23 protein-coding genes are annotated in these 25,727 nt (G+C 62.1%); 8 read left to right on the top strand and 15 right to left on the bottom strand.

Annotated elements, in window-relative coordinates; all coding sequences use genetic code 11:
• Positions 1-44: 44 nt before the first annotated feature.
• From GYH35_RS27820 to GYH35_RS27795, 6 genes are all read right to left on the bottom strand, one after another.
• A complete protein-coding gene (locus GYH35_RS27820; RefSeq protein ID WP_161830113.1) occupies positions 45-668 on the bottom strand; it encodes a plasmid pRiA4b ORF-3 family protein in 624 nt (207 codons plus the stop codon).
• A 189-nt stretch (positions 669-857) separates the two neighbouring features.
• Positions 858-2,468 (bottom strand): Fic family protein, encoded by a 1,611-nt coding sequence (locus GYH35_RS27815; protein WP_161813475.1) that lies wholly within the window; start codon positions 2,466-2,468, stop codon positions 858-860.
• Between the two features lie 427 nt (positions 2,469-2,895).
• Positions 2,896-3,783 carry a ParB/Srx family N-terminal domain-containing protein gene (locus tag GYH35_RS27810; RefSeq protein ID WP_161830112.1) on the bottom strand — a complete coding sequence of 296 codons (888 nt, stop codon included), beginning with the start codon at positions 3,781-3,783 and terminating at the stop codon, positions 2,896-2,898.
• A 160-nt stretch (positions 3,784-3,943) separates the two neighbouring features.
• Positions 3,944-5,302, bottom strand: a complete 1,359-nt coding sequence (locus GYH35_RS27805) for a Kelch repeat-containing protein (protein ID WP_161830111.1) — start codon at positions 5,300-5,302, stop codon at positions 3,944-3,946.
• Positions 5,303-5,509: 207 nt separating this feature from the next.
• Positions 5,510-5,752 carry a hypothetical protein gene (locus tag GYH35_RS27800; RefSeq protein ID WP_161830110.1) on the bottom strand — a complete coding sequence of 81 codons (243 nt, stop codon included), beginning with the start codon at positions 5,750-5,752 and terminating at the stop codon, positions 5,510-5,512.
• Between the two features lie 144 nt (positions 5,753-5,896).
• A complete protein-coding gene (locus GYH35_RS27795) occupies positions 5,897-7,783 on the bottom strand; it encodes a winged helix-turn-helix domain-containing protein (protein WP_161830109.1) in 1,887 nt (628 codons plus the stop codon).
• Positions 7,784-8,005: 222 nt separating this feature from the next.
• Between GYH35_RS27795 and GYH35_RS27790 the strand changes: the two genes are divergently transcribed.
• The 4 genes from GYH35_RS27790 to GYH35_RS27775 all read left to right on the top strand — a co-directional run bounded on the left by GYH35_RS27790 (position 8,006) and on the right by GYH35_RS27775 (position 12,077).
• The gene (locus GYH35_RS27790) at positions 8,006-8,359 is read left to right on the top strand and encodes a UrcA family protein (protein WP_161813470.1); all 354 of its coding nucleotides are present in this window, start codon (positions 8,006-8,008) and stop codon (positions 8,357-8,359) included.
• 85 nt (positions 8,360-8,444) lie between these two features.
• Positions 8,445-9,431: a Gfo/Idh/MocA family protein gene (locus GYH35_RS27785; RefSeq protein WP_161830108.1), complete on the top strand. Its 987-nt coding sequence runs from the start codon at positions 8,445-8,447 to the stop codon at positions 9,429-9,431.
• A gap of 161 nt (positions 9,432-9,592) precedes the next feature.
• Positions 9,593-11,533, top strand: a complete 1,941-nt coding sequence (locus GYH35_RS27780; RefSeq protein ID WP_161830107.1) for a HAMP domain-containing methyl-accepting chemotaxis protein — start codon at positions 9,593-9,595, stop codon at positions 11,531-11,533.
• Between the two features lie 13 nt (positions 11,534-11,546).
• Entirely contained in the window at positions 11,547-12,077 is a 531-nt protein-coding gene (locus GYH35_RS27775) for a chemotaxis protein CheW (protein ID WP_161813468.1), read from the top strand.
• Here GYH35_RS27775 and GYH35_RS27770 read toward each other — a convergent pair.
• The gene (locus GYH35_RS27770; RefSeq protein WP_161813467.1) at positions 12,074-12,229 is read right to left on the bottom strand and encodes a hypothetical protein; all 156 of its coding nucleotides are present in this window, start codon (positions 12,227-12,229) and stop codon (positions 12,074-12,076) included. The genes GYH35_RS27775 and GYH35_RS27770 overlap by 4 nt on opposite strands.
• 182 nt (positions 12,230-12,411) lie before the next feature.
• On the opposite strand from GYH35_RS27770, the gene GYH35_RS27765 reads away from it, so the two are divergent.
• Positions 12,412-13,119 carry a sensor histidine kinase gene (locus tag GYH35_RS27765; protein ID WP_161830106.1) on the top strand — a complete coding sequence of 236 codons (708 nt, stop codon included), beginning with the start codon at positions 12,412-12,414 and terminating at the stop codon, positions 13,117-13,119.
• Here the strand turns inward: GYH35_RS27765 and GYH35_RS27760 are convergent.
• Positions 13,028-14,296, bottom strand: coding sequence for an MFS transporter (locus GYH35_RS27760; protein ID WP_161830105.1), 1,269 nt, complete (start codon positions 14,294-14,296; stop codon positions 13,028-13,030). The two genes, GYH35_RS27765 and GYH35_RS27760, sit on opposite strands and share 92 nt — an antisense overlap.
• A 79-nt stretch (positions 14,297-14,375) precedes the next feature.
• Complete coding sequence (locus GYH35_RS27755; RefSeq protein WP_161830104.1) at positions 14,376-14,819, bottom strand: helix-turn-helix transcriptional regulator; 444 nt, start codon at positions 14,817-14,819, stop codon at positions 14,376-14,378.
• Between the two features lie 91 nt (positions 14,820-14,910).
• Here GYH35_RS27755 and GYH35_RS27750 point away from each other — a divergent pair, with 91 nt between their 5' ends.
• Positions 14,911-17,796, top strand: coding sequence for an ATP-binding protein (locus tag GYH35_RS27750; RefSeq protein ID WP_161830103.1), 2,886 nt, complete (start codon positions 14,911-14,913; stop codon positions 17,794-17,796).
• Here GYH35_RS27750 and GYH35_RS27745 read toward each other — a convergent pair.
• Together GYH35_RS27745 and GYH35_RS27740 are read right to left on the bottom strand one after the other, a co-directional pair.
• Positions 17,757-18,077, bottom strand: coding sequence for a winged helix-turn-helix domain-containing protein (locus tag GYH35_RS27745; protein WP_161813462.1), 321 nt, complete (start codon positions 18,075-18,077; stop codon positions 17,757-17,759). The two genes, GYH35_RS27750 and GYH35_RS27745, sit on opposite strands and share 40 nt — an antisense overlap.
• 61 nt (positions 18,078-18,138) lie before the next feature.
• On the bottom strand, positions 18,139-18,612 hold the full coding sequence (locus GYH35_RS27740; RefSeq protein WP_161830102.1) for an SGNH/GDSL hydrolase family protein: 474 nt from the start codon (positions 18,610-18,612) through the stop codon (positions 18,139-18,141).
• 243 nt (positions 18,613-18,855) lie between these two features.
• Between GYH35_RS27740 and GYH35_RS27735 the strand changes: the two genes are divergently transcribed.
• Positions 18,856-20,352, top strand: coding sequence for an ATP-binding cassette domain-containing protein (locus GYH35_RS27735; protein WP_161830101.1), 1,497 nt, complete (start codon positions 18,856-18,858; stop codon positions 20,350-20,352).
• A 130-nt stretch (positions 20,353-20,482) separates the two neighbouring features.
• Positions 20,483-20,881, top strand: coding sequence for a YciI family protein (locus GYH35_RS27730; protein WP_161813459.1), 399 nt, complete (start codon positions 20,483-20,485; stop codon positions 20,879-20,881).
• 14 nt (positions 20,882-20,895) lie between these two features.
• Here the strand turns inward: GYH35_RS27730 and GYH35_RS27725 are convergent, their stop codons facing one another.
• The 4 genes from GYH35_RS27725 to GYH35_RS27710 form a co-directional block, all read right to left on the bottom strand.
• Positions 20,896-21,666, bottom strand: coding sequence for an SDR family NAD(P)-dependent oxidoreductase (locus GYH35_RS27725; RefSeq protein WP_161830100.1), 771 nt, complete (start codon positions 21,664-21,666; stop codon positions 20,896-20,898).
• A gap of 62 nt (positions 21,667-21,728) precedes the next feature.
• Entirely contained in the window at positions 21,729-23,519 is a 1,791-nt protein-coding gene (locus GYH35_RS27720; RefSeq protein WP_161830099.1) for an acyl-CoA dehydrogenase C-terminal domain-containing protein, read from the bottom strand.
• Positions 23,519-24,952 carry an aldehyde dehydrogenase family protein gene (locus tag GYH35_RS27715; protein ID WP_161830098.1) on the bottom strand — a complete coding sequence of 478 codons (1,434 nt, stop codon included), beginning with the start codon at positions 24,950-24,952 and terminating at the stop codon, positions 23,519-23,521. Before GYH35_RS27715 ends, GYH35_RS27720 begins: the two co-directional genes overlap by 1 nt.
• Positions 24,953-24,962: 10 nt before the next feature.
• Positions 24,963-25,727: an SDR family NAD(P)-dependent oxidoreductase gene (locus GYH35_RS27710; protein ID WP_161813455.1), complete on the bottom strand. Its 765-nt coding sequence runs from the start codon at positions 25,725-25,727 to the stop codon at positions 24,963-24,965.

Below are 25,727 nucleotides of genomic sequence, written 5' to 3'. Positions count from 1 at the left end.
CGCCGCCACAGCACGCGCTCACTCGCAGTCGATCGCCGGTATTTCTAGGCTCCGGGCTCCACAGGTTGTCGAACGCCTCGCCGGCCCGGCTTCCAATCCCGATTGAGACGATTGAGGTCGAACCCCTTCGGATCGAACACGCCACCGATCCATCGAAGTGTGTCCGCATACTCAGGATGCGATCGATCGCCGATGCATTCCAGGAAGTGCGCATAGCCATGAGAGCCGCCGACGTCCTCCGGCGGACAGGCGTTCTCACCACTAGTGCAAGCTGGGGTAAGTAGCTCGAGCTCTGGCCAAGCCGCAGGAGTCATCTCGATGACGCAACGGTGCACCCAACTGTCACCCATGTCGTAGTGATATTCGAACTCTCCACCAACACCACCGAGTTCGCGAACTACTGCCGCGACCGAAACGCGACGCTCGTCTTGATAGCTCTGCGCCCCGCCATCGAGTTCGATCTCTTGAATCCACCAATCGGGAGCGATGCAGCGTTCGCCGACGCGAAACTCATGCGCATGCGAATCCTGCCAGCCCATCACCCACTGTAGATAATTATGCAGAGATCCAAACGTCCACTGATTGGAGACAACGATCCGCCGCCACACGAGCGGCGCGATCCCCTGCAGTTCGATTCGTAATGCAACGGGCTGTGCTTTTGGAGGCATGACTATGAGGCGATACTAAGATTGTCGTGCGCGAGTTAGTGCCGTGACCGGGGCAATCAACCGCGACAATACTATGTCAGGAACAATGTGCCGGCCGCGTGAGCACTAAGTGCCTCCGCGCGTCGTCAAAACGTCGCACATCATCGTCGGGGCACTGGCCGCCCGACAAATCATATCGAAGGTCACATATCATCGTCCCGGTGTCCGCTCCGGCCGATACCGCTCAATGACACTTTCATCGACCACAGCAGTCTCACCCAAAACTCGCGACGCAGCGTCAACGACGGCCTCCCACACGCCGGCCTCTTGAAGTACCGGCATTTCCTTCGAAAGGACGTTGCTGAGCTTACCTGCGTTCTGCTCGATCGAACGCAAGACTCGATCGATCTGATGGTCAGGCATCTCCACTATTTCTTTCACCGCCGCACGCGCCTGCGCATGGCGTCGCAGATAAATCGACTCCTCGCGCATCTGCTCTGTGAGCGTGCGGCTGATGATGTCTGACAGATAGATCACATGTGACCCCAAGTCCGGATAGCGCCACATGGGCTTCGCTAGATCATCGCCGCTGAAAGTGAAATTGGATGCCACTCCGTCAGGGTAGACAGTTTGCTTAGACTCGAACACCACGTGCTCCCGTACCGACTGCATCAGCGGTTTGGAAACTCGATCCAGGATTCGGTCGTAGCTGCGCCGTTCTCCGGCATCATCGGTAATAACGGCGGACACCGGGAGAATCACCGGGTCGGGAATCGCGTCGTCACGGCGTAGCACATCATTGATGAGGAACCGGTGCACCCGGCCATTGCCATCAGCTAGCGGATGGATGTAGACGAAACCGAACGCCGCTACGGCGCTGCGCATGACTGGCGACTGCCCTTCCGTCCGCTGCAGGAAAACGTGCAACCCCTCGAGCATCGCAGGAACTTCCGCCGCTGGAGGCGCTACGTAATGAACGATCTCTTGTTGTCGAATCATCTCGCCGACAAACACGGGAGATTGCCGGATACCGAACTGAGTCAGGGTGGTCTTTCCCAGGATCTCACGCTGCAATTCAGCGAGTATTGCGGAGGTGAGCGGCGGATCACCTTGACCGGTGCGTCTAGCCATCACGTCTGCGAATCGCTCGATGCGATTGGCCTGGTCGGCTTCTCCTTCGATCGCGAAACTGGCTCGGCTCTCACGGAGCGTCATCCACGAAGCTGCACGCAGCAGCAGATCCTCGCCAAACTCCGCGGTCAGTTTCTCGAATAACTCAGTTACATTGACGTTCGACGCCCGAGCGACAGCATCGGTCTTCACGACGATAGGACAGAAATGTCTCGTACCGGGGAGATTGTTATTCACTCGCCATCGCTGGATCTTGATCACGCGGCCCGGCGAAGCGGCGACCAGTTTGGCATCATCGATCACATCGACATAGTTGCCTCCAAGTTTGGCCGGCAGGTCCAGCGCATTGCCGGTCAGCCACTCATAGAGGAACGCCGCGCGGCGTGCGTATTGCCCCGTGGGCTCTGCTGCCACCCATGATTGAATGAAGGCTGGTCCCGTTTTTCCGAAAAGCCGAACCAGAAATTCCAGATGGGGAACTTCGTGGCGCAGGTGAAATTGCAATTGGGCGGCCGGCTCCTGCGCGGGTCTCATGAGTTCTTGGTAAGTTTCGAGCCGGAGTCCATCGTTGATCTCGGTCGCTCGTCGACCACCGATCTGGCTCAATACTGGCAAATGCCCTAGGGGCAGAACGTTATAGGCTCGAGCCAGCCATGCAGCGCCGATTGGATCAGCGGGTAAGTCGTTCACGGGGTCTCCCGATCGCTTGCTTCGCATAAAAACGCAGATGTAGCCCGCCAGGAAGGCGCCACCCGATTATGGACGCATAAAATCGATTATGGAACGATCAATTTGCAGAATTTCAATTATGGATGGCAATCCGAGGCGATCTCCATGAGCGGAGAGTCGACCTACAGCCGGACTGTCCACTCAACCATAACTCATTAATTTTATTAAATTTACCCTGGGGTCCCGCACCCATCGGACCGGCGCCCTGTTGTCCCCGAGGGGCGATAGCGATGAAAGCGCACACATGAGGCGAGGTCCTGTCTACGCTTTCATCGGGCTGCTCCGTAAACGGAAGCCAGCTGGCCAACAGGAAGGCACCTCCGATGGCTCCAGCCGCCCCATTTAAAAACCGCGCTCCTGGAACGTGTCGGGCATCGGGCGAGTGGGACTATCGGCACGCCCCCGATGCCACCTTCCCATTCCAATACTCGACATATCGCTCATACGCATGAGTCGAGGTAAGGAATGGAACATGGAAAGGGCAAGCGACGCGATGAGCGGGCAATGTCGCCACCTCTTCTCTCCTTGCCCTAGCAACGCGGTGGTGACCATCGATCAAGTTGAATCGCCCGGGTGAAATCTCCGCCAATAGAATCGGCCGTATCAGATCAGCTGTCCTGATGGCTTCTTCGTCCAGCTTTTCACTTCCGTAGTTCGGAATGTCCGCGACCCCAATGCTCTCGATAGGAAATCGATCAACATCTCTAAAAGAAGCCTGATGCAACCGTTGTTTTACCTGCCGAAGGGCATAGCGTCGCTCGCCTCGGGTAGCGGGGTATTCGGGTACTGCCGACTTCTCCGCTGCGCCGAAGGCGATACTGGCCTTGAGTGCCGAAGCATCCCAACCCACGACGTAGGTAGGAATAATTGCCTTGTATAGGCCCGGCGCGACCCCGAGGAAATAGATGATTGGAGTCCGACTCTCCATCGCCTCCCGTAGCCAGCGATTGTCGGCAGCATTGGCATCAGTGCCCATGAATGCATACTCGACCTGCTCTTCGCCTTGATAGATCTGACCATGCACCGATCGTTGGTCGTCGTACCACACGCGCGCGCCGGGTTTCGGAAAGACCGTCCGAATTGACAGCAGATACTGCATCTGCTGTGGCTTGAAGATACCGCGCCTAGGATTAGTTAAAGGAACGCGCACCCCCTGAAACTGAAAGCCCGCGCTGAGATCAGCGAAGGTCAGATCACCCTGTACCTCGGAGATCTCTCGGACTGCCTCGAACGCGGCTTCTCGTACTGCTGAGTCATCGTTAGCGACCACGACCACCGTGACCTCCGTTCGCCCTCAGCTAATATAGCTATTCGTTTCTACCTGCACCAACAGCTTGGCAAAGACCCAACTGGCACCGAGGCCCAGGCTGCAGCTACGACAGCGAAACTGGAAACGGAGCCGACACTTTAGCGGTGATTGACGGGAAGTCTTCCGGTTACTCAAACACCTCCGCCCCCGCCACCGCCCTCCGCGCCTCATCCAATCCCCCAACGATGAGCACCTTCCCACTCCGCAGCGGCGTCACCGTATGCAGGAACCGCGGCCTCGTCATAACCGGCCCATCCCGGCGCCCACCATCAACCCCCACGATCTCTGTCGTGTCCGCCCCCGCGCCCGCGATGGAGTGAGTTCCGCCCGGGAGAAGCAGCCGAGAATCAACCAACCTGCCAACACCAAACGACGCCCGCGGCGTTGCCATCGAGGCGAACGGCGAGAACGTACTGGACGCCGGGTCGAACCGAAGAATAGAGCTCATCGGCTGATCATCTGCATCCAAACCGCCCAGAATCAGCACACCGCCATCGATCATCGTATGAGCAACGTGCCGCGCCCTGGCGCCAGACTCAGCTGCAGGCAGCAATGTCGACGTCGCAGCGACCGGATCGTACAGTTCCGGCGGCGCCGGCTGGTCATCCACTGTGTAGCCACCATAGATGAGCACACGGCGTTCGTTGATGCGAACTGAAGTGTGCTCCGCGCGAGCAACCTGCAGCGACCCGGGCAGAAGAGTGAAGGTATCGTTCGCCGGATCGTAGATCTCGACCGTGTTGTCCGGGATTGCTCCTCTCAATCCACCGGAAATGAGCACGGTGCCGTTCAGCAGGAGGCTCGCAGCCGCGAACACCCGCTCTCGTTGCGGAGCGTTGGGCAGCGGGCTGCTTACGCCAGTGTCGCCATCGATGAGCTCGGCACCTGGGGAACCGGTCAACGCACGAAGGCCGCCGGCGACCAGCACGTCGCCATCAAACAACGTCACAGAGACGAATCCCACCCGCCCCGTGGCCAGCTCACCAATTTGCGAGAAGCGCTCGGTGCCAGGATCGAAGACCCAGACGCTGTTGGGGAACACCGAGCCATTGTCTTCGCCACCGAAAATGATCACGCGCCCATCCTGCAACGTGGCGGCAGCGTGCTCTGCTCGGGCGAAAGGCATGTCGATAGCGCGCATGCGTTCGCGATAGCTGACGTTCAGATCGAGCTCGCGCGACACTGACTGGCCGCCGCTCGTAACGATGAGCTTATAGCGGATGGTTTGTGTCAGCCCGTCGATCGTCACTGGTTGCCCGCTCTGAACAGGAACATCGTCCGGCTGGAGAACGCCGCTGCCGTTCGCGAAGACTGCCGTCAACTGAGCGCTATCGCCGACGTGGTAGGCGGAACGATCGGAGGTGAACTGATTGATCACCGGGCCTGCAGGTGGGGCGGACGCGCTGCCGCCCCCACCACCGCAGCCGCTAAGAAAAATGCCAATGGTGAGGATCGCCGCCGCCGCTCGAGGGGTATGTGCAATCACGTAGCTGCCCGCTGAGTGAATATCAGCGCGCGAGAGTGGCAAAGCCCGTAACCGAGCCGCATCCGCCGAACGGGCTATTGCATGCGCCTGTATGGCCGAAAAGCACTCAGTGCATCGTGTGATGCTTGGGCGCAGGAGCGGGAATCAACAGCCGCTGCCCTGACACCGCCGGGCAACGGCCTTCTATCTAACAACCGATCCCTACTCTCACTTCGGCCTCTTCCCCCTCAACAACTCCTTCGTCTCCTCCTTCCCCACATTCGGATTCGCATGCCTCTCCATCGGCCACTTGCCGAGCTTCGACGACTCCGAGAACGGTTGCGCCTGCAGCGTCTCCTCCGTCCCCTCATTCTTCTCCTGCTCCCGGACCTGCGATGTCTCCGCAACGCTCACTCCAGCAAGCACCACGCATCCAGCGACCGCCAGGACTCCACAGAACAATGTATTCACGCGCTCTCCTTGTCGTTGCCAACCCGAGCGCAACTCTATGAGCGAGTGCGACGCGATATCTGTGAGTTAAGACATAAGCGTCACGCTTCCTGCGAGCGACTTTCCACTAGGGGTGTGGCCACGCGTAACAACGAAGTCACATGACTAGCAGCCTTGGAGCTGATCCCCACGCAACACGCAGTTGTCCGGCGGCCCGTACTGACGCCAGTAACTAAACAAGCCAAGCCGCGACACGAAACTCTGGAACCGCGGCGAATCGCGAAACGCATGCATCTCCTTCGTCCACAGAATTCCCCAACCGTTCCCGATCGTTCCATGAACTGACAGCCGATCGATGGTCCGCTGCGCGACATCGTGGGCAGCATCGACCGCACCGAGCATGGTGAACCAGACGACCAGCCTTTGCGCCGCGCTTGGCTCCAGTTCTTCCGGCGGCAGTTTCGCTTCCCACGCCTGCAGTGCTGCGATAGCCCGGTCGCTTCGCGACGGGTCGGACTGCGCTCGATAGAAGGATTGGATCGCCTCGAAGCCTCCTGCTTCGCGCGAAGCAGGCGACAGAGTCTCGGTCAGCTCCTGTGCTGCCTCATCGAAGCGTCCTTCGAGCATCGCCAATTGCGCGCGTGCCTCTCGTATCGCGGTGAGACTGCGCGGATATCCGTTCGCGACGGCCAGGTCGATCCATTTGCAGGCATCCGAGCCATCGCCATCGAGCAGCTTCTGAGCGCCCAAGTGCAACGCGAGCGCCGGGGCCGAAGGCGTCAGATCGTAGGCCGTTTGGATCTCGGCCAACGCCTTGCGCTGGTGGCCGGCCTGTCGCGCGATATAGATCGCATGGAACACGAGGGCGTCGGGATTTCGGGCGACGAGCGACAGCGCGCGGCGCAATTCGGTCTCCGCCTCGAGCCAACGCCCACAACACGCATTGATCAGTCCGAGCACCCCGTGCGCTCTGGATATCGAGGGATCCAGCGCGAGCGCATGGCGGGCATCGCGCTCGGCATGATTGAGCAGCATCAACGCGCAGCCATCGTTTGCGGCGCGATGAGCGCGCGCCTCAGCGATGGCGTACCACGCGCGGGCAAAATCCGGATCACGCGCCAGCGCACGATCCAGGGTCTGTATGGCCGATTCGAGATTGTCCTCGGTCGGCTGAGCACGCAGCGCCATGGCCTGCAGATAAAGGTGATACGCCTCGAGATCGCGCGTAGGTGTTTTGCGCCGAGCGTTTCCCATCACGAAATGGCTCGCCGTTGAGTCGACAATGGCGACCGTCAACTCGTCCTGCACCCTCGCGAGGTCCTCGCAGCTGCGCTCGTAGCTCTCCGACCACAAGTGATGACCGGTGCGTCCATCCACCAGTTGCGCCGTCACCCGGATGCGCTCGCCGATGCGGCGGATGCTGCCTTCCAGCACCGCTTCCACATCGAGCTCGCGTGCGATCTTTCGCACATCCACGTTGCGGTCCTTGAAGGCAAAGGTGGAGGTTCGCGATGCCACTTCGAACCAGCGCACTCGCGCGAAGGTGTTGATCAACTCCTCCGCCATCGCTTCGCCGAAATGATCGGTGTCGGGGTCGCCAGTCAGATTCGCGAAGGGCAGAATCGCCAGTGGAATGCGCGTATGCGCGCGAACCGCGGGACGGGCCGGCTCACTGAAGTTCGCAACGGGCGCAACGTGTGGCGATTCGTCCGACGGTTCCGAGACTGTCTGCACGTCCGCGACAAAGCGATAGCCGCGACCCGGGACGGTGACGATGAAGCGATATTCTCCCGGACTCTCACCGAGCACTCGCCGCAGCAATGAGATGTTTTGATTGAGGCTGTTCTCTTCGACGACCACGTCCGGCCAGATCGCGCCGATCAGCGTGGCCTTGCTCAACAACTTTCCGGGGCGCTCCACCAGATACAGCAGCGTATCGAATGCCCTAGCGGTTAAGGGCAGCGCCCGATCGCCATTCTTCGGCAGCAGCAACCGCCGCGCCGCGTCGAGACGAAAGTCTCCGAACTCGTAGGTAAACCGGCCGGCCGCCATAACGAGCCATATGAACACAAGATGTCAGGATCTCTCGCAAAGCCTGGCTTCCGTACCCCGGCGGAATTCTAGCGCCACGCTTCGAGCCATCAACCGGATTTCCCCTACAGGTCAGCCGCGCGGCGAGCACGCAATTCACAAACGTTCAGAGTATTTGCAAAGCCAATTCATACCGCGGCTCGCACGCTACGCCCCGACTCCGCCACACACAGGGGAAAAGCAATGAACGCTGCGATCACAAAATCGACTCTCACTTTGACGCTGGCCGCGGCGCTCGTCGCGCCGTTCGCCGTAGCTCATGCGGATCGCGTCGGCCAGCTGGAAGGCACGCCGAAGATCGTCGTCAACTACCAGGATGTGGATATCTCCAATCCGCAGGGCCTCGCGATTCTTTATTCCCGCATTCAATATGCCGCGATGAACGTCTGCGGCTACGATCGCTTGCACAAGGAGCTCGCGCGGCAACGCCGCCCGCAAGCGTGCTATCGAGCCGCTGTCGACGATGCCATCAACCAGGTCAATCAGCCCGTGCTGACGGCGTATCATCGAGCGAAGTCCAAGTCGATCCCCGGCTGAGTGGACTGGCGAGCTGAACAGAATTGGCGGGTGACGAACTGGGTCATCCGCCTGGCGCCCGCGGCGCGCGTGATACGCTTGCTGAATGAGCAAGCTTCGCATCGGCCTTCTCGGCGCGGCCCGGATCGCCACTCCCTTCATCGCCGGCGCCAAACTTTCTTCTCGCGCAGAAGTCGTCGCCGTAGCGAGTCGAGATCCCGCACGGGCAAAGGCCTTCGCGGACACACACGGTGTGCCGCATGCATTGACGTATGAGCAGCTGCTGGCGGCGAAGGAAATCGACGCAGTCTACATCCCGCTGCCCAACAGTCTGCACGCACATTGGTCCATGGCGGCCGCGCGTGCCGGCAAGCATGTCCTGTGCGAAAAGCCGCTCGCGTTATCGGAGGCCGAGGCGATCGAGATGTTCTCCGCCGCCGATGCTGCGGGCGTCGTGTTGTTGGAAGGATATCCGTTTCTGTTTCAGCCGCAGACGCTGGAGATCGAGCGACTCATCCAGGCTGGTGAGATCGGCCGGGTGCAAACCATTTTCGCGACCTGCGGCTTTACCCTAAGCAATCCCGATGATTTCAGGCTCGATCCCACGATGGGCGGCGGTGCTCTGCTGGACGTGGGCTGTTATCCGGTGAGCCTGATCCGTCAACTCACCGGCGCCCGGCCCACGCGAGTGACGGCGACGGCTCAATGGCACGGCGGGGTCGATCGAACGCTGGCCGCCACTCTCGAGTTTGCGAGCGGCACGATCGCTCAGCTGAGCTGCAGCTTTGCGAGCGGGCTGGTGCGTACGGCGGTGATCGCCGGGTCGGAGGGCATCATCGAGACGGACTACGGCAATCACACGATCCGCTCGGCGGCGCCGAGTTTCGGCTTGCGCCGTGGCAGCGATTGGCGGCGGCCGACGGAGCGCATCGCCGTGCCTCGCGAAGACGGTTTTCGCCTGGAAATCGATGCGTTCGCCGCGATGATCGACGGCAGCGATCGAGATCAACAAGCCGCGCGGCGGGCCGCAAGCATCGATATCGCATGGATCTTGGAAACCATCCTCGCTCGAGCCCGAGTCGCGTCGTCGTAATCCCTTCAGCCGTGCAAGCGCATCGCATGCATCGTGCGTGCGACATTCCCTGAGTTTTGCCGAATAAAAAATAGTTGTGCCGCACGGCACTTCAGTTCCCGAAGGAACGTCCGCTACACGACTTCAGTGAGCACCGGTGCGTGCTTTGGAGTCGAAGGTCGATGTTCAACGATATGAAGGTAGGCACTCGCCTGGCGATTGCCTTCGGTGTGGTCCTGGTGCTGCTGGTAGGCGTCGTCATGGTCGGCGTCAGCCGGATGGCCAACATCAATGAGCAGCTGCGCTCCATCACGGACGAAAACATCGTTCAGATGCAGCTGGCGCAGGAGATTCGCGCGGCATCGTATTCGGTGAGCTCGACCATCCGCAGTCTGATCATCCTCACTGATGAGGAAAATCTGCAGGCCGAATACCTGAAGCTGGAAGAAGCCTTCGAGAAGGCGCGCCAAGACCGGGAAGCTCTCAACCACATGTTCAACAGCCTGGCCAGCACCAGCGCGCGCGAGAAAGAACTGTTCGCGAAGCTGCAGGAGCTGAGCGCGCCCCTTCAGGCCGTCGTCGAGAAGGTCGCCAAGCTCGCTCTGGCAAACAAGAAAGCCGAAGCGACGCAGGTCTATATGAGCGAGGCCTCCAAGCCCAACGCGCTGGTGCGGGACGTCGCCGAGGAACTCGTCAAGTACGAAAGTGAGCTCAACGATCAGGCCGCATTGGAAGCGGTGAGCACTTACCACGCTGCTCGCAACATGATGATGGCACTCGGCGCGCTCGCCGTATTGCTGGCGATCGTTGCCGCTCTGCTGGTCACGCGTAGCATTCTGAAGCAGCTCGGCGGCGAGCCTTCGTACGCCGCGCAGCTGCTCACGTCCGTGGCGAACGGCAACATCAATATCGAAGTGGCCACCAAGAACGGCGACAACAGCAGCATGCTGTTCGCCGTGCGCAATATGATCGATCGCCTGAAGCAGGTGATCTCCGGCCAGCAGCGCGTGGTCGAGGCCGCCAACCGCGGCGATTTCAAGGAGCGCGTCGACCTCAACGGTCTGAACGGCTTCCAGAAGGAAATGGGCGAAGGCCTCAATCAGCTCGCGACGACCACCGGTCAGAGCATCGACGACGTGGTGCGCACGATGCGCGCGATCTCCGAAGGCGATCTCACCAAGACGATCGACAAGGAATATCAGGGCGCATACGGCGAGATGAAGGAATACGCCAACAACACGGTGCTGAAGCTGTCGATGATCATCAGCGAGGTCAACAGCGCGACGGATTCTCTGTTGAGCGCCTCCGAGCAGGTCAGCACGACGGCGCAGTCGCTGTCGCAGGCCGCGACCGAGCAGGCCGCGGGCGTCGAGCAGACCAGCGCCGCGATCGAGCAGATGACTGCCTCGATCGCTCAGAACACCGAGAACGCGAAGGTCACCGACACCATGGCCGCCAAGGCGTCGTCAGAGGCGAGCGAAGGCGGCGAGTCGGTGAAGGCCACCGTCGCCGCGATGAAGCAGATCGCGCAGAAGATCACGATCATCGACGATATCGCGTACCAGACGAATCTGTTGGCGCTCAACGCCGCGATCGAAGCGGCGCGCGCCGGCGAGCACGGCAAGGGTTTTGCGGTCGTCGCCGCCGAAGTGCGCAAGCTCGCCGAGCGCAGCCAGGTCGCCGCGCAGGAGATCGGCACGGTAGCGACGGGCAGCGTGGAACTGGCGGAAAAAGCTGGCGCGCTGCTCAGCGAGATCGTTCCGAGCATCAAGAAGACTTCGGACCTGGTGCAGGAGATCTCGGCGGCTTCGCAGGAGCAGTCCTCGGGCGTCGGTCAGATCAACTCGGCGGTGACGCAGCTCAACCAGACGACGCAGCAGAATGCCGCTTCCTCCGAAGAGCTCGCAGCCACCGCGGAAGAAATGAGCAGCCAGGCCAGCCAGCTGCAGCAGACGATGTCGTTCTTCCGGACCGGCTCCAAGGGCTCGCAGACGACTGCTGCTCCGGCTCGCAAGACTGTCGGCAAGGAGCAGCAGCGCAAAGTCGCCGCCGCGCCGATGATGGGAAATCTCGCGGTCTCGGGCAACGAGCCGGACGCGTCGCAGTTCGCGAAGTTCAACTAAGCGAGCAGCGCGAATGACTCAGGCCAGCTCACATCAGGCAACGGCGGCAGCAATGCCGCTCGCGCCCGGCGCGGAAGCGCAGATCAATCAATATCTCACATTCATCCTGGGTGCCGAGACTTTCGCCCTCGGCATTCTGGCGATCAAGGAGATCATCGAATACTCGAGTCTTACCGACGTGCCGATGATGCCGCCCTATGTCCGGGGCGTCATCAACCTGCGTGGCGCCGTCGTGCCGGTGATCGATCTTGCGGTTCGCTTCGGCCGCGCCTCGGCGCCGGTGACCAAGCGCACCTGCATCGTCATCATCGAAATCATGGCGAACGAGGAGCGGCAGGTGATCGGCATCGTCGTCGATGCGGTGAATGAAGTGCTCGACATCCCCGCGGCGGACATCGAGCCGCCGCCGGCGTTCGGCGCCGGCATCCGCACCGACTTCATCCTCGGCATGGGCAAGGTGCACAACAAGTTCGTCATCGTGCTGGACGTGAATCACGTGCTGGCATTCGATGAGCTTGCCGGCCTGGCGATGCCCGCCGCCTAGGGCTTGCGCTTCGAGGCCACCGACCACGCCGGCGGATCGCTGGCTGGGAACGACTCCCAGCCGGCCTCCTCGACCGGATCGTAGGCGTCGGTCTCTTGATTCTGCTCGACAGAGTCTTCGGGGGTGACTTCGTCACGAGGGGTCTCGGACATCGTGCTCTCCTGCGAACGCTGCCCGCGATGATCTCGCCGCGCTTCGCATCGAGTCTTGGATGAGCGTGCCGAATCATGGCGCCGATGCGCGAGTCTGGAATCCGAATAACGCGACAGCGCAGGCCAATCGCCCGGGGATATAGTGAGCCGTAACACCCCTTAAGCTCACCTCCGGTGATCTCATGCGCACCCAGGCCGCGACGCGCGTCGTCGAATTGAGCGCCGCCCCGCCGATAGACCCGCTCCGCATCCTCGCATCGATGTCGCACGATCTGCAGACCCCGCTGACGCGCATGAAACTTCGCGCCGAGGCGATGGCCGACTCCATCGAAAGAAACAAGCTGATCGCGGATCTCGAGGAGATGCAGCACCTCGTTCGGCAAGGAATCGTTTATGCGCGCTCGCGCCACGGCGCTGACGTAACGCTGCGACGGGTCGATCTGGATGCCTGTCTGCAGAGCCTGGTGAGCGACTATTGTGACATCGGCAAGGCGGTCACTTTATTCGGGCGAATCGGCATGCCATGGGTCACGTGCCAGCACTCGTTACGACGCACGCTGATGAACCTGATCGACAACGCTCTCAAGTACGCCGGCGCCGCCGAGCTGTCGGTGCGGCGCCTGCCGGGCAACTCCATCTCGATTGCCGTCGCCGATCGCGGCCCCGGCATTCCGCCCGAGGAGCTGGCCGCTGTCATGCAGCCGTTTTATAGAGTCAGCTCATGCATCGCCGGCATCTCCGGCGCGGGCCTCGGCCTGTCGATCGCGCAAGAGCTCACGGCGTCGCTCGGCGGCACGCTCAGCCTGGCGAATCGGGAAGGGGGTGGCCTGTTGGCAATGCTGACTCTTGCGGCATGCCCCGCGTCTCGGGCAACGCCAGCGCGCCGATGATCACCAGCGAGAAGGCGGCCGTGGCCAGCATGCTGATAGAACGGCCCAGCGGCACATCGAGCCACGACGCCGCGACCAGCACCGGGAAGATCGAGCCGAGCGCTCGCCCGAAGTTGTAACAAAAGCCCTGCCCCGCCGCGCGCAGCTCGGTGGGGAACAGTTCGCTCATCCACGGGCCCAGCCCACTGTAGAGCCCGGCGGCAAAGAAGCCCAATGGAAATCCCAACGCCGCAGAGGCCGCGTTGGGTATCGGCAGCTGCGTGTACAAGAGCGCGAGCACGCCCGAGAAAATAGCGAACATCAGGAACGTGATGCGCTTGCCCGCCGTGTCGACCAGGTACGACGCGACCATGTATCCGCAGAACGCGCCGAGAATGATGATGCTGGTGAACGCGCCGGTGCCGATGAACGACAGCTGTCGCTCGGTGCGCAAGTACGTCGGCAACCAGATCGCGATCGTGTAGTAGCCACCGTGCGCGCCCGCTGCGAGCAGGCACGCATAGAACGTCGCCGCTCGATACGGCCGCCCGAAGATCGCGAACACCGATGGATGCGCGTCACGCGTCGTGCCTCGCGCTTTCAGGAACACGCTCGACTCGGACACTGAGCGACGCACGTACAGCGCCACCAGCGCAGGCAGCAAGCCAGTAAAGAACAACACGCGCCACGCGATCGCTTCGGGCAGCTGAGTGAACAGCAGCGTCGCAAGCACCGTGGCGGCGCCCCAACCCACCGCCCATGCGCTCTGGATCGAGCCCATGACTCGACCGCGATAGCGCGACTGAACCGCCTCGCCGATCAGGATCGAGCCGACCGCCCATTCCCCGCCGAACCCCAGGCCTTGCAGACATCGGATGACCAGCAACTGCTCGAAATTCTGCGCGGCCCCGGACAGGAACGTGAACACCGCGAACCACAGGATCGTGATCTGCAACAGGCGCGCGCGGCCGAAGCGATCGGCGAGGATGCCGGCGATCCAGCCACCGAACGCGGAAAAAATCATGGGCGCGGTGGCGAGAATGCCCGCGTCCGTCTTGGAGATGCTCCACAGTCCCATGAGCACCGGCATGACGAACGGATACAGATGGACGTCCATCGAGTCCGCGGCATACCCGGTGAAGCAGGCCCAGAACGTGCGGCGATCTTTGAGGGTAAAGGTGTCGAACCAACTCGGCATGAATCCTTGCCACGAGCAGCAAAGGATTCACCAGTCTAGCAGTCGCCCGTGGCCGTCCGGGTGAACATTCGTGCTTTGTTCAGATCGCGGCTCGCTCATCGCGCACGCCCGGGCCGCCCGTGTACACTGCCGCCCGCAGCGATGGATCGACTGCCTGAAACTTGCGGAATTGCGATGGCGTCATCCCGGTGAGGCGGCGGAACGTGTTGGCGAACGCCGACGGCGTCTGGAAGCCCACCGCCAGAGACACGTCGGTGATCGAGACCGTTGGATCGGTCAACAGCTGTCGCGCCCGCTCGATTCTCAGTGCACTGAACGCCGCGAACGGCGTGCGACCGGTCGCCAGCCTGAAGGCCGTACAGAAGTAGGCCGGACTGAGGCCGACCTCGGCGGACGCTTCGGCGAGGCTGATGCCCTCTTCCAATCGATTGCTCATATGAATCATCACGCGGCGAACCTGCCAGGCTGCCAATCCTCTGCCCGACACCGTGACTCCGCCGCGCTCGCCCTCTGCCATGAACATGACACCGCTCCTGACCGATCCTGCCCGGCAGTCTCGCAAACCCCTCGCGCAGCCGCTGTGAGGTCTCGGGAGTCGGCGTGAGATCGAAGTCATGAGCGCCAGGGTTGCGCCCTCAAGCAGTACCGCAGTGGCCTTCGGGCCCTATGTGCTCGAGCCCCGTCAACGGCTGCTGACCCGCAATGGCGAGCCCGTCGAGCTGGGCGGTCGTGCGCTCGATCTGTTGATGGTGCTGATCGAGCGCGCCAACGAGACGGTCAGTAAGCGCGAGCTGTTGGCGGCCGTGTGGCCGGACGTCGTCGTGAGCGAAGAGAGCCTGCGGTTTCATATGAAGACTCTGCGCGGCGCGCTGGCCGATGGCGATGATGAGGCGCGCTACATCACCACTCAGGTTGGACGGGGTTACTGCTTCGTCGCGCCGGTTCGGCGGCATGAGCCGGCGCCTTCGATTTCCGAAGTCCGCGAACCGGCGCCGCTTGCAACGACGCCGCTGCGCAGCTCGTTACCCGTTCGATCGCGGCGGATGCTCGGCCGCGAGCAAGACTCCAGGTTGCTGTTGTCGCACGTACTCGCGGACCGTTGTGTCACCGTCGTCGGGCCGGGCGGCGTCGGCAAAACGACGCTGGCGGTGGCGGTCGCGCATGATCTGGAAAGCACTTTCCCGGGCCAGGTCTATTTCATCGATCTGAGCGCGTTTCGGAATGCGGCCCTGACCTCGACGGCGCTGGCCTCGGTGCTCGGCATGTCCGTGCCGACCGACGATCCGACGCCGAGCGTGCTCGCCTTCCTGCGCACCCGGCGCATGCTGCTGGTGTTCGACAATTGCGAGCACGTGATCGACGACGCGGCACGTCTGATCGAGTCCATCGTTCATTCGGCGCCAGAGGTTCACGTCATCGCGACCAGCCGCGAAGCGTTGCGGATCGACGGCGAGCGCATCTATCCGCTCGAGCCGTTGCAGGCGCCGCCCGACTCACCGGAGCTGTCGGCCGGCACTCTGATGCATTATTCGGCCGCGCAATTGTTCATCGATCGCGCCAACGCCGGCGGCTGGCGCCACACGCCGAGCGATGCGGACGCGCGCATCATCGGCAGGATCTGCCGCAAGCTCGATGGTCTCGCGCTGGCGATCGAATTCGCGGCCGGCCGCGTCGCCACGTTCGGACTCGGACAGACGGCCAGCTTGCTGGATGAAACATTGGGCCTCGCATGGTCCGGCCGCCGCACGGCTCGGCCCAGGCAACAGACGCTGGAGGCGACGCTCAGTTGGAGTTGCGCCCTGCTACCGCCGATCGAGCTGCGCGTGCTGTATCGGCTGTCGATCTTCGTCGGGCATTTCTGCCTGGAAGTCGCGCAAGTGGTTGCGGCCGACGACGAGGTGGACGCCAGAAGCGTGATTGCGGCGGTCGAGGCCCTGCACGCCAAGTCGTTGCTGTCTCTGAGCAGCTACGCCGGGCGGACAACTTACCGGCTGATGGAGACGACTCGCGCGTATTGCATGGAGCGGCTGCAGGCGGATGAGCGAGAGCATCACGAGCTGGCGCTCCGCCATGCCCGGCTGTTCCAGCGGCTGCTCGAATATCCCGAGAGCTGTTTCAAGGAAGATGCCCAGAGCTGGCGCAGCTATCTGGCGGAGAACCTCAGCAATGTTCGCGCGGCGCTCGAATGGGCGTTCTCGCCGCGTGGGCATGCACCAACCGCGATCTCACTCGCGCGAGTCGCATCCCGACTGTTCCTCGAGCTGTCGCTGCTCACCGAGTGCCGCCGTTGGTGCGAGCGGGCTATCGCGTCGATGGCCGACTCGCAACGCGGCGATGCCACCGAGCACGAGTTGCAAGCGGCCTATGGCCTCTCGGTGACGTTTACCTTGGGCAACAGCGACACCGCACGCATCGCCTTCGAGCGTGCGCTCGCAATCGCAACCGCCTTGCACGACGCTCGCAATCAAGTGCGAATGCTGGCGCGCCTGCACATCTTCCACGAGCGTCTGGGCGATTTTGCGGGCTCGCTGGCGAAAGCTCGACAGGCGGCCCAGATCGCCGCTGAGCTCGCTCAGCCAGAACAGCGGGCCGTTGCGAGCTCGCTGCTGGCGGTCTCGTTCCATTTGATGGGCGATCAGGCGCGGGCTCGTACCGAGTCGGAAGCGGCGCTGGCGCTCAGCGCCCCGTCGGAGCGCTGGCAGACGATCGATGCAGGATTCGATCATCGCAATCGCTCGCTCATCACCCTGGCTCGCACATTGTGGCTGCAGGGATTGCCGGATCAGGCGCGCGCTCGCGCAGCCGCCGCGGTCAGCGAAGCCGCCGGCCTCGACCATCCGGTCACTCACTGTATTGCGTTGATCTGGGCCGTGTCCGTCGATCTGTGGACCGGCGATCTCGAGCAGGCCGAACGTCACATCGACGAGTTCATCGCCGAGGCCGAGATTCATTCGCTGAGCCCGTATCTCGCCGTCGGCATGGGCATCAAAGGCGAGCTTGCCATCCGCCGCGGCCAAGCCGAGTCGGGCGTGCCGGCGCTACGCGAGTGTCTGCGGCGGTTGCATGCGGTCCGTTATGAGCTGCTGACGACTCATTTGAATCTATCGCTCGCGGAAGGTCTGATTGCAATTCAGCGTTCCGCGGAGGCGCGAGAGCTGATCGACTCGACCATCGCGCACAATGAAGCAAGCGGCGAATTGATCGCCCTGCCGGAGCTGCTGCGAGTCAAGGCGAGCCTGCTCGACGATGGCGCGGCCGAAGAGACGCTGAGGAATGCGCTGGAGCACAGCCGGCGACAACATTCCATGTCGTGGGAGTTGCGCTCGGCCATGGACCTCGCCCGCCTTCTCGCCAAACAAACTCGAGTGGGCGCCGCGCACGAGGCGCTCGCTCCGGTGTTCGCCAAGTTCACCGAAGGTTTCGACACTGCCGATCTACGCGCCGCGCGTTTGCTGCTCGATCAACTATCCGCGAATGTCACTCGCGCCGAGAAGCGATAGCCGCGGCCGGTGACGTTTTCGATGTATTGATCGCCGGCGCCGCTCTCGCCCAGCACTTTCCGGAGCGACGAGATGTGGACACGGAGCGTCCCTTCTTCCACGATCATGTCGGGCCACACGTGCGCCATCAGGTCGCGCTTTCTCACGACCTGCCCCGCCTGCTCGACCAACGCGCCGAGAACCTCGCGCGCCCGACTGCCCAAGCGCACCGGCGTATCGCCGCGAAACAGCCGTCGCTGGTCGAGCTCGAATCGAAACGGGCCAAATGCTGTCGTCGTCATAGAATGCGATCTGACGACAGCAGTGTGTCTGCAATGTGTCCGGATTGTATCGAAGGCGCACTCAGCGCAGGAACGCCGCCAGTGCGCGCAGGACTTCCGCCGCCGGATCCGCAGCGTCGGAGCTCGATGCGCAGCAGATGCCACCGAATTTCTTCGTCACCTCGGCGGTGAGCATCGCAAGCTCAGGATGTCGTTCGGGCCACGCAAGCGTGAGCACATCGGCGCCAGCGGCGCGCAACGCGGAGATCATGACGCTCAGCTCGCTTCTCACCAGAGCGGGATTGAATTCACCTCGGGCAATGTCACTGCCGCCGGCGACGACGATCGCAAGGTCGGGCTTCAGCTCCAACGCGGGCGTTAGTTGAGTGATGCGCACCTCCGCGGCGAGCAGATTTCGGCGAGCGAGATTGAAGGCCTCGAATTCAGGCTGGGCAGCGGCGAGCGCCGCGCTGATCCGATCGGTCCATGACATGTCGCTGTCGCCCAGAATCACCAGGCGTTTCCAGCGCGCGCCCGCGAGCATCGAAGCTGACATGGAGTTCTCCGAACGAATTGCCGGCCCATGGAAACACGCGCCGTGAGCATTGTTGCCACACGCTGCAACACTTAACAGGTGTTGCCCATCCCAGATCAGGCACCGCCTGCTGCAATCCGGCGCGATTCCACGTACACTGCCCGCCTCTGGATGCAAATCCAGAGCCCTATGCGCCAATAAACAACCTCTGCATTTCCTACTTGCTTCTCCTGCAGACGCGCACGCCGGTGCGCGGAGGTTGTTATGTCTCCAGTTATCGTGGCGCGCGATGTCGCGTACGAATTTTCCAATGGGCGCGAGCTGTTCAAGCACCTGAGCTTTTCTCTGAATGCCACGCGCTCGGCATTGGTCGGTCCCAACGGCGTCGGTAAAACTTGCCTCGCCCGGCTGCTTGCCGGTGAGCTCGAGCCGACCAGTGGCGCCATTCAACGCGATGGTCCTGTCTCGCTGTTCGCCCAGCGCGAGCCGCCCGAGCCGATTGCTGTGGCGGACTATCTTGCGTCCGTCGATCAATGGTCGCTCACGCGAGACCGCCTGCTGACAAACATCGATCAGCAGGCGCTGTGCACCTCACTCAGCGGCGGGCAGTGGATGCGAGTGCGGCTGGCACGCGCGCTGGACGACGGCTTCCTGATTCTCGATGAGCCCACCAATGACCTGGATCGGGAGGGTCGCGAGGCGGTGTTCCAGTTCCTGCGCTCGCATGCCGGCGGTGTGCTGCTGATCTCTCACGATCGCGAAGCGCTCGAGTCATGCGATGAGATCCTGGAACTGTCCAACCTCGGGCTGATGAAGTTCGGCGGATCGTGGTCGGAGTATGTGGTCGAGAAAGATCGCGAACGTGCGCGGCTCGGCGCGGCGCTCGATCAAGCCAAACGTGAGCGCGACGCTGCTGTCATCCATCGTATCGAGCAACAGGCCCGGCAGGAAAAACGCAATCGTCGCGGGCAGGCTGCCGCCGCCCGCGGTGGCATTCCCAGAATCCTCGCCGGCGGCCGCAAGCGCGCGGCCCAAGTCACCACTGGAAAGCGAGATGTCGCTTTGGTCGAGCGTGCCGACGCTGCCGTGACCAAGGCACACGAAGCGTTCGCGGACCTGAAGATCGATCCGGTGATGTATGCAGACCTGATGGGCCAGGAACTGCACTCACAGAAACTCATCGCCGAAGCTCGCGGCTTCAACATTCGCTTTCGCGACTGGCTCTATCCTCGCGATCTCGATTTCAGCTGGCGCGGCAATGTCAGGCTTGCTTTGCAGGGACCGAACGGATCGGGTAAGTCCACTCTGCTCAAAGCCCTGACCGGCGCGCCTTCGATCACTCGCGGTGAGTTGAACCGTGGTCAGCTCGTTACCTTATATATAGATCAACGCTGCAGCGCGCTCGACGACACCTTGAGCGTCCTCGACAACGTACGCTCGGTCGCTCCAGGCAACGAAAGCGAGATCCGCACTCATCTCGCCCGCTTTCTTTTCCCCAGGGACACCGTCTTCCAAAAAGCCCATTCTCTCAGCGGCGGCGAACGCCTCCGCGCCACCCTCGCCCGCGCCCTGCTCGCCACCACCAAACCCGAACTACTGCTACTCGACGAGCCGACCAACAACCTGGATCTGGCAAACATCGAATTCCTGGAAGCCCTGGTTCGCGAGTTCCGCGGCGCCTTGATCGTCGTCTCGCACGATCAGAGGTTTCTCGAGAACTGCGGGGTGACGGCGGCGTTTGAGTTGCCAGGGGATGGTTGATTGTCGCGCCGGGTACTCCGGAGACCGGTTCACCGTCTCAATAGTTGCGCCCTGCCCCGGCGGACCCACCATCCGCCCCACCAGTCTGCTACTCTGTGTATCCGTACAGTAACCCAAGCAGGGGACGACGATGAGCAATGCGAAAGGGTTGTCCGAGTATCTGGTGATTTCCAAAGGATATTGGGACGAAGATAAGTCCCCGGAACAGATCCAGACCGCGATCGATGCTTTTTATAAATGGCACGACGTGTTGGTGGCGCAGGGCAAGATGATTTCCGGGCAGCGATTGCAGCCGGCGAAGATGGTGGTTTCCAAGCATGGCATCACCGATGGGCCGTTCGCCGAAACCAAGGAAGTCATCGGAGGGTACTGGCATTTTTTAGCAAGTAGCCTGGAAGAAGCGGCGGCGCTGGCTGCGCAGAATCCGACCCTGGCGTGTGGGCTGAGCATGGAGATCCGGCCGATCGAGCCCACCAAATGCTCGGCGTTCGATCAGACAACCGAGACTCCGCACAGCCGTCGCAAGTAACGGTTGCGACCCATTCATAACGTGCTGACCACATGGCCGCCATCGACGGTGATGACACTGCCGGTCATGAAGCGCGAGGCGTCGCTGCACAAGAGTAACAACGCGCCATCCAGATCGGCAGGCTCGCCGAGATGGCGCTGTGGAATGCGCCGGACCAGTGCTTGTCCGGCGTCCGTTTCGAAGAACTCGGAATTCAAGTCACTCGCGATGTACCCGGGGGCGATGGCGTTGACGCGAATGGAATATCGCGCGAGTTCCAATGCCATCGTCTTGGTAAGTTGAATCAGCGCAGCTTTCGAGGCGGCATACGGCGCGACCATCCCCGCCTGTCGCAACCCAAGGATCGACGCCACATTCACAATACATCCTCCGTGCCCCGCGGAGCGCATGTAGCGGGCGACCGATTGGCTCATGAAGAACGCGCCACGCAGATTGGTATCGATGACGGTGTCCCAATCGGACTGAGTCTGATCGAGCACGGGTTTGCTGACAGTGACGCCGGAGTTGTTGATGAGAATGTCCAGACGCCCGAAGCACTGCCGTGCCTCAGCCACCGCACGTTCAACGGGCTCCGCATCGCTCGAGACGTCGAGAATCAAGGGCGCCGCCCGACCGCCCTCGGCAACGATGTCCGCCACCAATGCATCGAGCAGCGAAGCTCGCCTGGCCGCAACGACGACACTCGCACCAGCGCGCGCCAGAGTTTGAGCGAAATGCCGGCCCAGGCCGCTGGACGCGCCCGTGACGAGCGCGACCTTGCCGGCAAGATCGAAAGCGCCGTTCATGGCCACATCCCGGCCATCCATACAACCTCGCCCGGCATGAGGATCATGCGACCGAGCTCACATCAAACACCGAGTCCAAAGCTCGCCTCATCCATGCTCATCAGCGACGCGCTGCCATTCCGGATGCTCTGCGCGTGCGTGTGAATCCTCGGCAGCATCTTGTCGAAATAGAACTGCGTTGTTTGGATCTTCGCTCGATAGAACGCCGACTCCGCATCGCCAGCGTCGAGCCGCTCCTGAGCCACCAGTGCCGACAGGGCAAGCACGTAACCCACGCACACATAGCCGGCAAGCATCAGATAATCCACGGCCGCTGCCCCCACACTCGCAGAATCCGAGCGGTTCTGCTCAGCAACGACGTCCGTGATCTCTCGCCACAAGTTCACACCGCCGACGAGCCCCGCCGACAGTCCCCGCAGCGATCGCTGCCGTTCAGCTCGCGCGGCAAGCGCAAGGATCTCGTCAGTGAACCCATCGAACTCCTCGCGCAACGGACCGAGCAGCTTCCGACCGAGCAAGTCCATGCCCTGAATCCCAGTCGTGCCTTCGTAGATCCGAGTGATGCGCACGTCGCGCACGCGCTGCTCGAGGCCCCATTCTTTCATATAGCCATGGCCGCCCAGAATCTGAATGCCGAGATCCGTGGCCTCGGTCGCCCACTCGGACAAAGCGCCCTTCGCAATCGGCGTCAACAACGCAAGCCGTCGCTCCGCACGAGCACGCACGTGAGCATTGGGGCTGTCGGCAAGGTCGACCCACTTCGCGCAATAGAGCACGAAGGCGCGCCCTCCTTCGGCAATCGCCTTCTGCGTCAGCAGCATTCGACGAATGTCGGGATGAACGATCAACGCCGCCGGCCGAACATCCTCGGCAGCATCCAATGCTCGCCCGGCGAGGCGCTGCTGTGCATACGCGAGCGACGTTTGAAACGCGCCTTCGGCATGTGCTTGCGCCTGCTGTGCCGTACCCAACCGGGACTTGTTGATGAATACAAACATCGCATTCAAGCCGCGCCCGGGCTCGCCCACCAGCCAGCCCTGCGCGCCTTCGAAGGCCATGACGCACGTGGCGCTGGCCTTCAAGCCCATCTTGTCCTCGATGGACAGGCAACGAACCGAGTTGACCGCACCCAACGCACCGGACGCATCCGGCACACGCTTGGGTACTGCAAACAGCGAAATGCCTCGCGTGCCGGAAGCCGCGCCTGGCAAGCGCGCCAGCACGAGGTGCACGATGTTCTCGGAGAAGTCCTGCTCACCCGAGCTGATGAATATCTTGGTGCCCGAGATCGAGTAGCTGCCGTCTGCTCGCGGCTCGGCCCGGCAACGCACCTGGCTCAGATCCGAGCCACAGTGCGGCTCGGTGAGGCACATCGTGCCCATCCATTCGCCGCTGATCAGCCGCGGCACGAAGCGCTCGAGCAACTCGGCACCCGCGAATCCGAGCAACGTCTTGATCGCGCCGTCGTTCAACAGCGCATACATGCACCACGCATGATTCGCGGCCTGCATGAACTCGGAGACACAGAGCTTGAGCGAATAGGGCGCCGCTTCGCCGCCATACTCCGCTGGATTGCCGAGCCTAGGCCAGCCCGCCTCTACATACTCCTCATACGCATCGGCAAAGCCTTGTGGCGAACGAACTTGTCCAGCCTCGAAATGCGCACCCTCCTCGTCGCCGCCTTGATTCAGCGGCACGAGGACATCTTCCGCGAAGGTCGCAACGGCCTGGACCACTGCGTCGACTTCTTCCGCCCCAAGCTCCGACTCCAGAGCGCGATAGTGTGAAACGAAGTCGAGCACCTCGTGCACACAGAAGCGCACGTCGCGAAGTGGCGCCTTGTAGGTTTGCATCACTGCTCCGCGAAGTGACCGAGCACGGCTTTGGTCTCGAGGAATTCCTTGAGGCCCTCTCGACCCCATTCGCGGCCATTGCCGGATTGTTTGTAGCCGCCGAAGGGCGCATTCATGTCGAGCGCCGCACCGTTGATATGAATCATCCCCGCCCGCAGTTGCTTGGCCACATTCCGGGCTCGCTCGAGGCTTCCGGAGTGCACATAGCCTGCCAGCCCATAGACCGTGTCATTGGCGATGCGCACCGCCTCTTGCTCGTCCTGATAAGGAATCATCACGAGCACCGGGCCAAAGATCTCTTCGCGCGCGATGGTCATCGAGTTCGTCACATCGGCGAAGATCGTCGGCCGCACAAAATAGCCGCGAGTCAGCTCGTCCGGGCGTCCGAGTCCGCCGGTGACGAGTCTCGCACCCTCATCGACGCCTCTTTGAATCAAGCCCTGGATCTTGTCGAACTGCGCTTTGCTCGCCACGGGCCCCATGGTCGTACCCGATGCCTTCGGATCGCCGACGACGCAGCGCTCCGCGACGCTCTTCGCGATGCGCACGGCTTCATCGTAAAGCTTCGCCGGCACGAGCATGCGCGACGGCGCGTTACACGATTGACCGCTATTGATGAGCATCGGCATCACGCCGCCCTTGATCGCCGCGGTCAGGTCGGCGTCATCCAGAATGATGTTCGCCGATTTGCCGCCAAGCTCTTGTGACACGCGCTTCACGGTGTCCGCAGCCATCTTCGCCACCTGAACGCCGGCGCGCGTCGAGCCGGTGAAGGAGATCATGTCCACGTCGGGATGCCGCGCCAAGGCTTCGCCCACTGTCGGGCCGTCGCCATCCACGAGATTGAACACGCCCTTCGGCACGCATGCCTCCTCGAGGATCTCGGCGAACACATGCGCGCACAGCGGTGCGATCTCGCTCGGTTTCAAAACCACAGTGCAACCGGCCGCGAGCGCGGGCGCCACTTTGCAGGCGATCTGATTGATCGGCCAGTTCCAGGGCGTGATCAATCCGCAAACGCCGATGGGCTCGCGCCGGACCAGCGTGCCGTTCATCTGCTCTTCGAATTCAAACGTCTGCAGGGCAGTCAACGCCGCCATGAAGTGGCCGATGCCCGCGCCGGCCTGCACCTGCACCGCCAGCCCCAGCGGCGCGCCCATTTCATCGGAGATCACCTCGCCCAGGCGCGGCAAATGTTTCTGCATCACCTCGATGATTCGCTGAAGCAAGGTAATGCGCTCTTCGCGAGATGTCTGTGAAAACGACGCGAAAGCCGCTCGCGCTGCTTTCACTGCCTTATCTACATCCACGGCCGATCCGAGACTGATCGCCCCGACCGGCCGTTCCGTCGCCGGACTGACGACTTCGAGATCGCGGGGGCTGACCGGCGATACCCAGGCGCCGTCGATATAGAACTTGCGGAAGTCGTACATGAGTAGTCCCTTACTTCGGTGGCATGCGTTGTGCGCCGTCGAGACGAATGGTCTCGCCGTTGAGGAATGGATTCTCGGCGATCGAGATCACGAGCTGTGCGAACTCGGGCGGCCGGCCCAGGCGGTTTGGAAACGGAATGGACGAGGTCAACGCAGTCTGTTGTTGCTCATTGAGCTCGCCACCGAGCATCGGCGTTTCAAACACGCCCGGCGCAATGGTCACGACCCGTATGCCGACGCGCGCGAACTCACGAGCCAATGGCAGCGTCATGCCCACGACACCCGCTTTCGATGCCGAATACGCCGGCTGACCGATCTGTCCGTCGAACGCCGCGATCGATGCAGTGTTCACAATCACACCTCGCTCACCACCCTCGAGCGCAGCCGCATTCTGCAGCCGCGCAGCCGCCAGGCGAATGATGTTGAACGTGCCGACGAGATTCACATTGACGATGCGCGAGAACTCAGCAAGCGACAGCGGCCCGTCGCGCCCAACTGCCTTCCCGGGCCTGCCAATGCCGGCGCAGTTGACGATGACGCGCGCCACGCCGTTGCGCTGTTCGGCGGATTCGATCGCGCGGGCCGTGCTCGCCTCATCGGCGACGTTACAAACCTCGGCGTGACAGCCGAGCGTCTTCGCTTGCGCCGCCAGCGTCGTCTCGTTCAAGTCGAGCAACGTTACTTTCGCTCCCGCCTTCAACAAGGCGGCCGCCGTGGCGGCGCCGAGGCCGGAAGCGCCGCCCGTGACAATGGCTGCATGACCCGATAGATGCAT

It is taken from the genome of Steroidobacter agaridevorans, assembly GCF_009932555.1.
Classification (GTDB): domain Bacteria; phylum Pseudomonadota; class Gammaproteobacteria; order Steroidobacterales; family Steroidobacteraceae; genus Steroidobacter; species Steroidobacter agaridevorans.
Note: the sequence above shows the minus strand (reverse complement) of the source record. Positions and strands in the feature narration are given on the sequence as shown.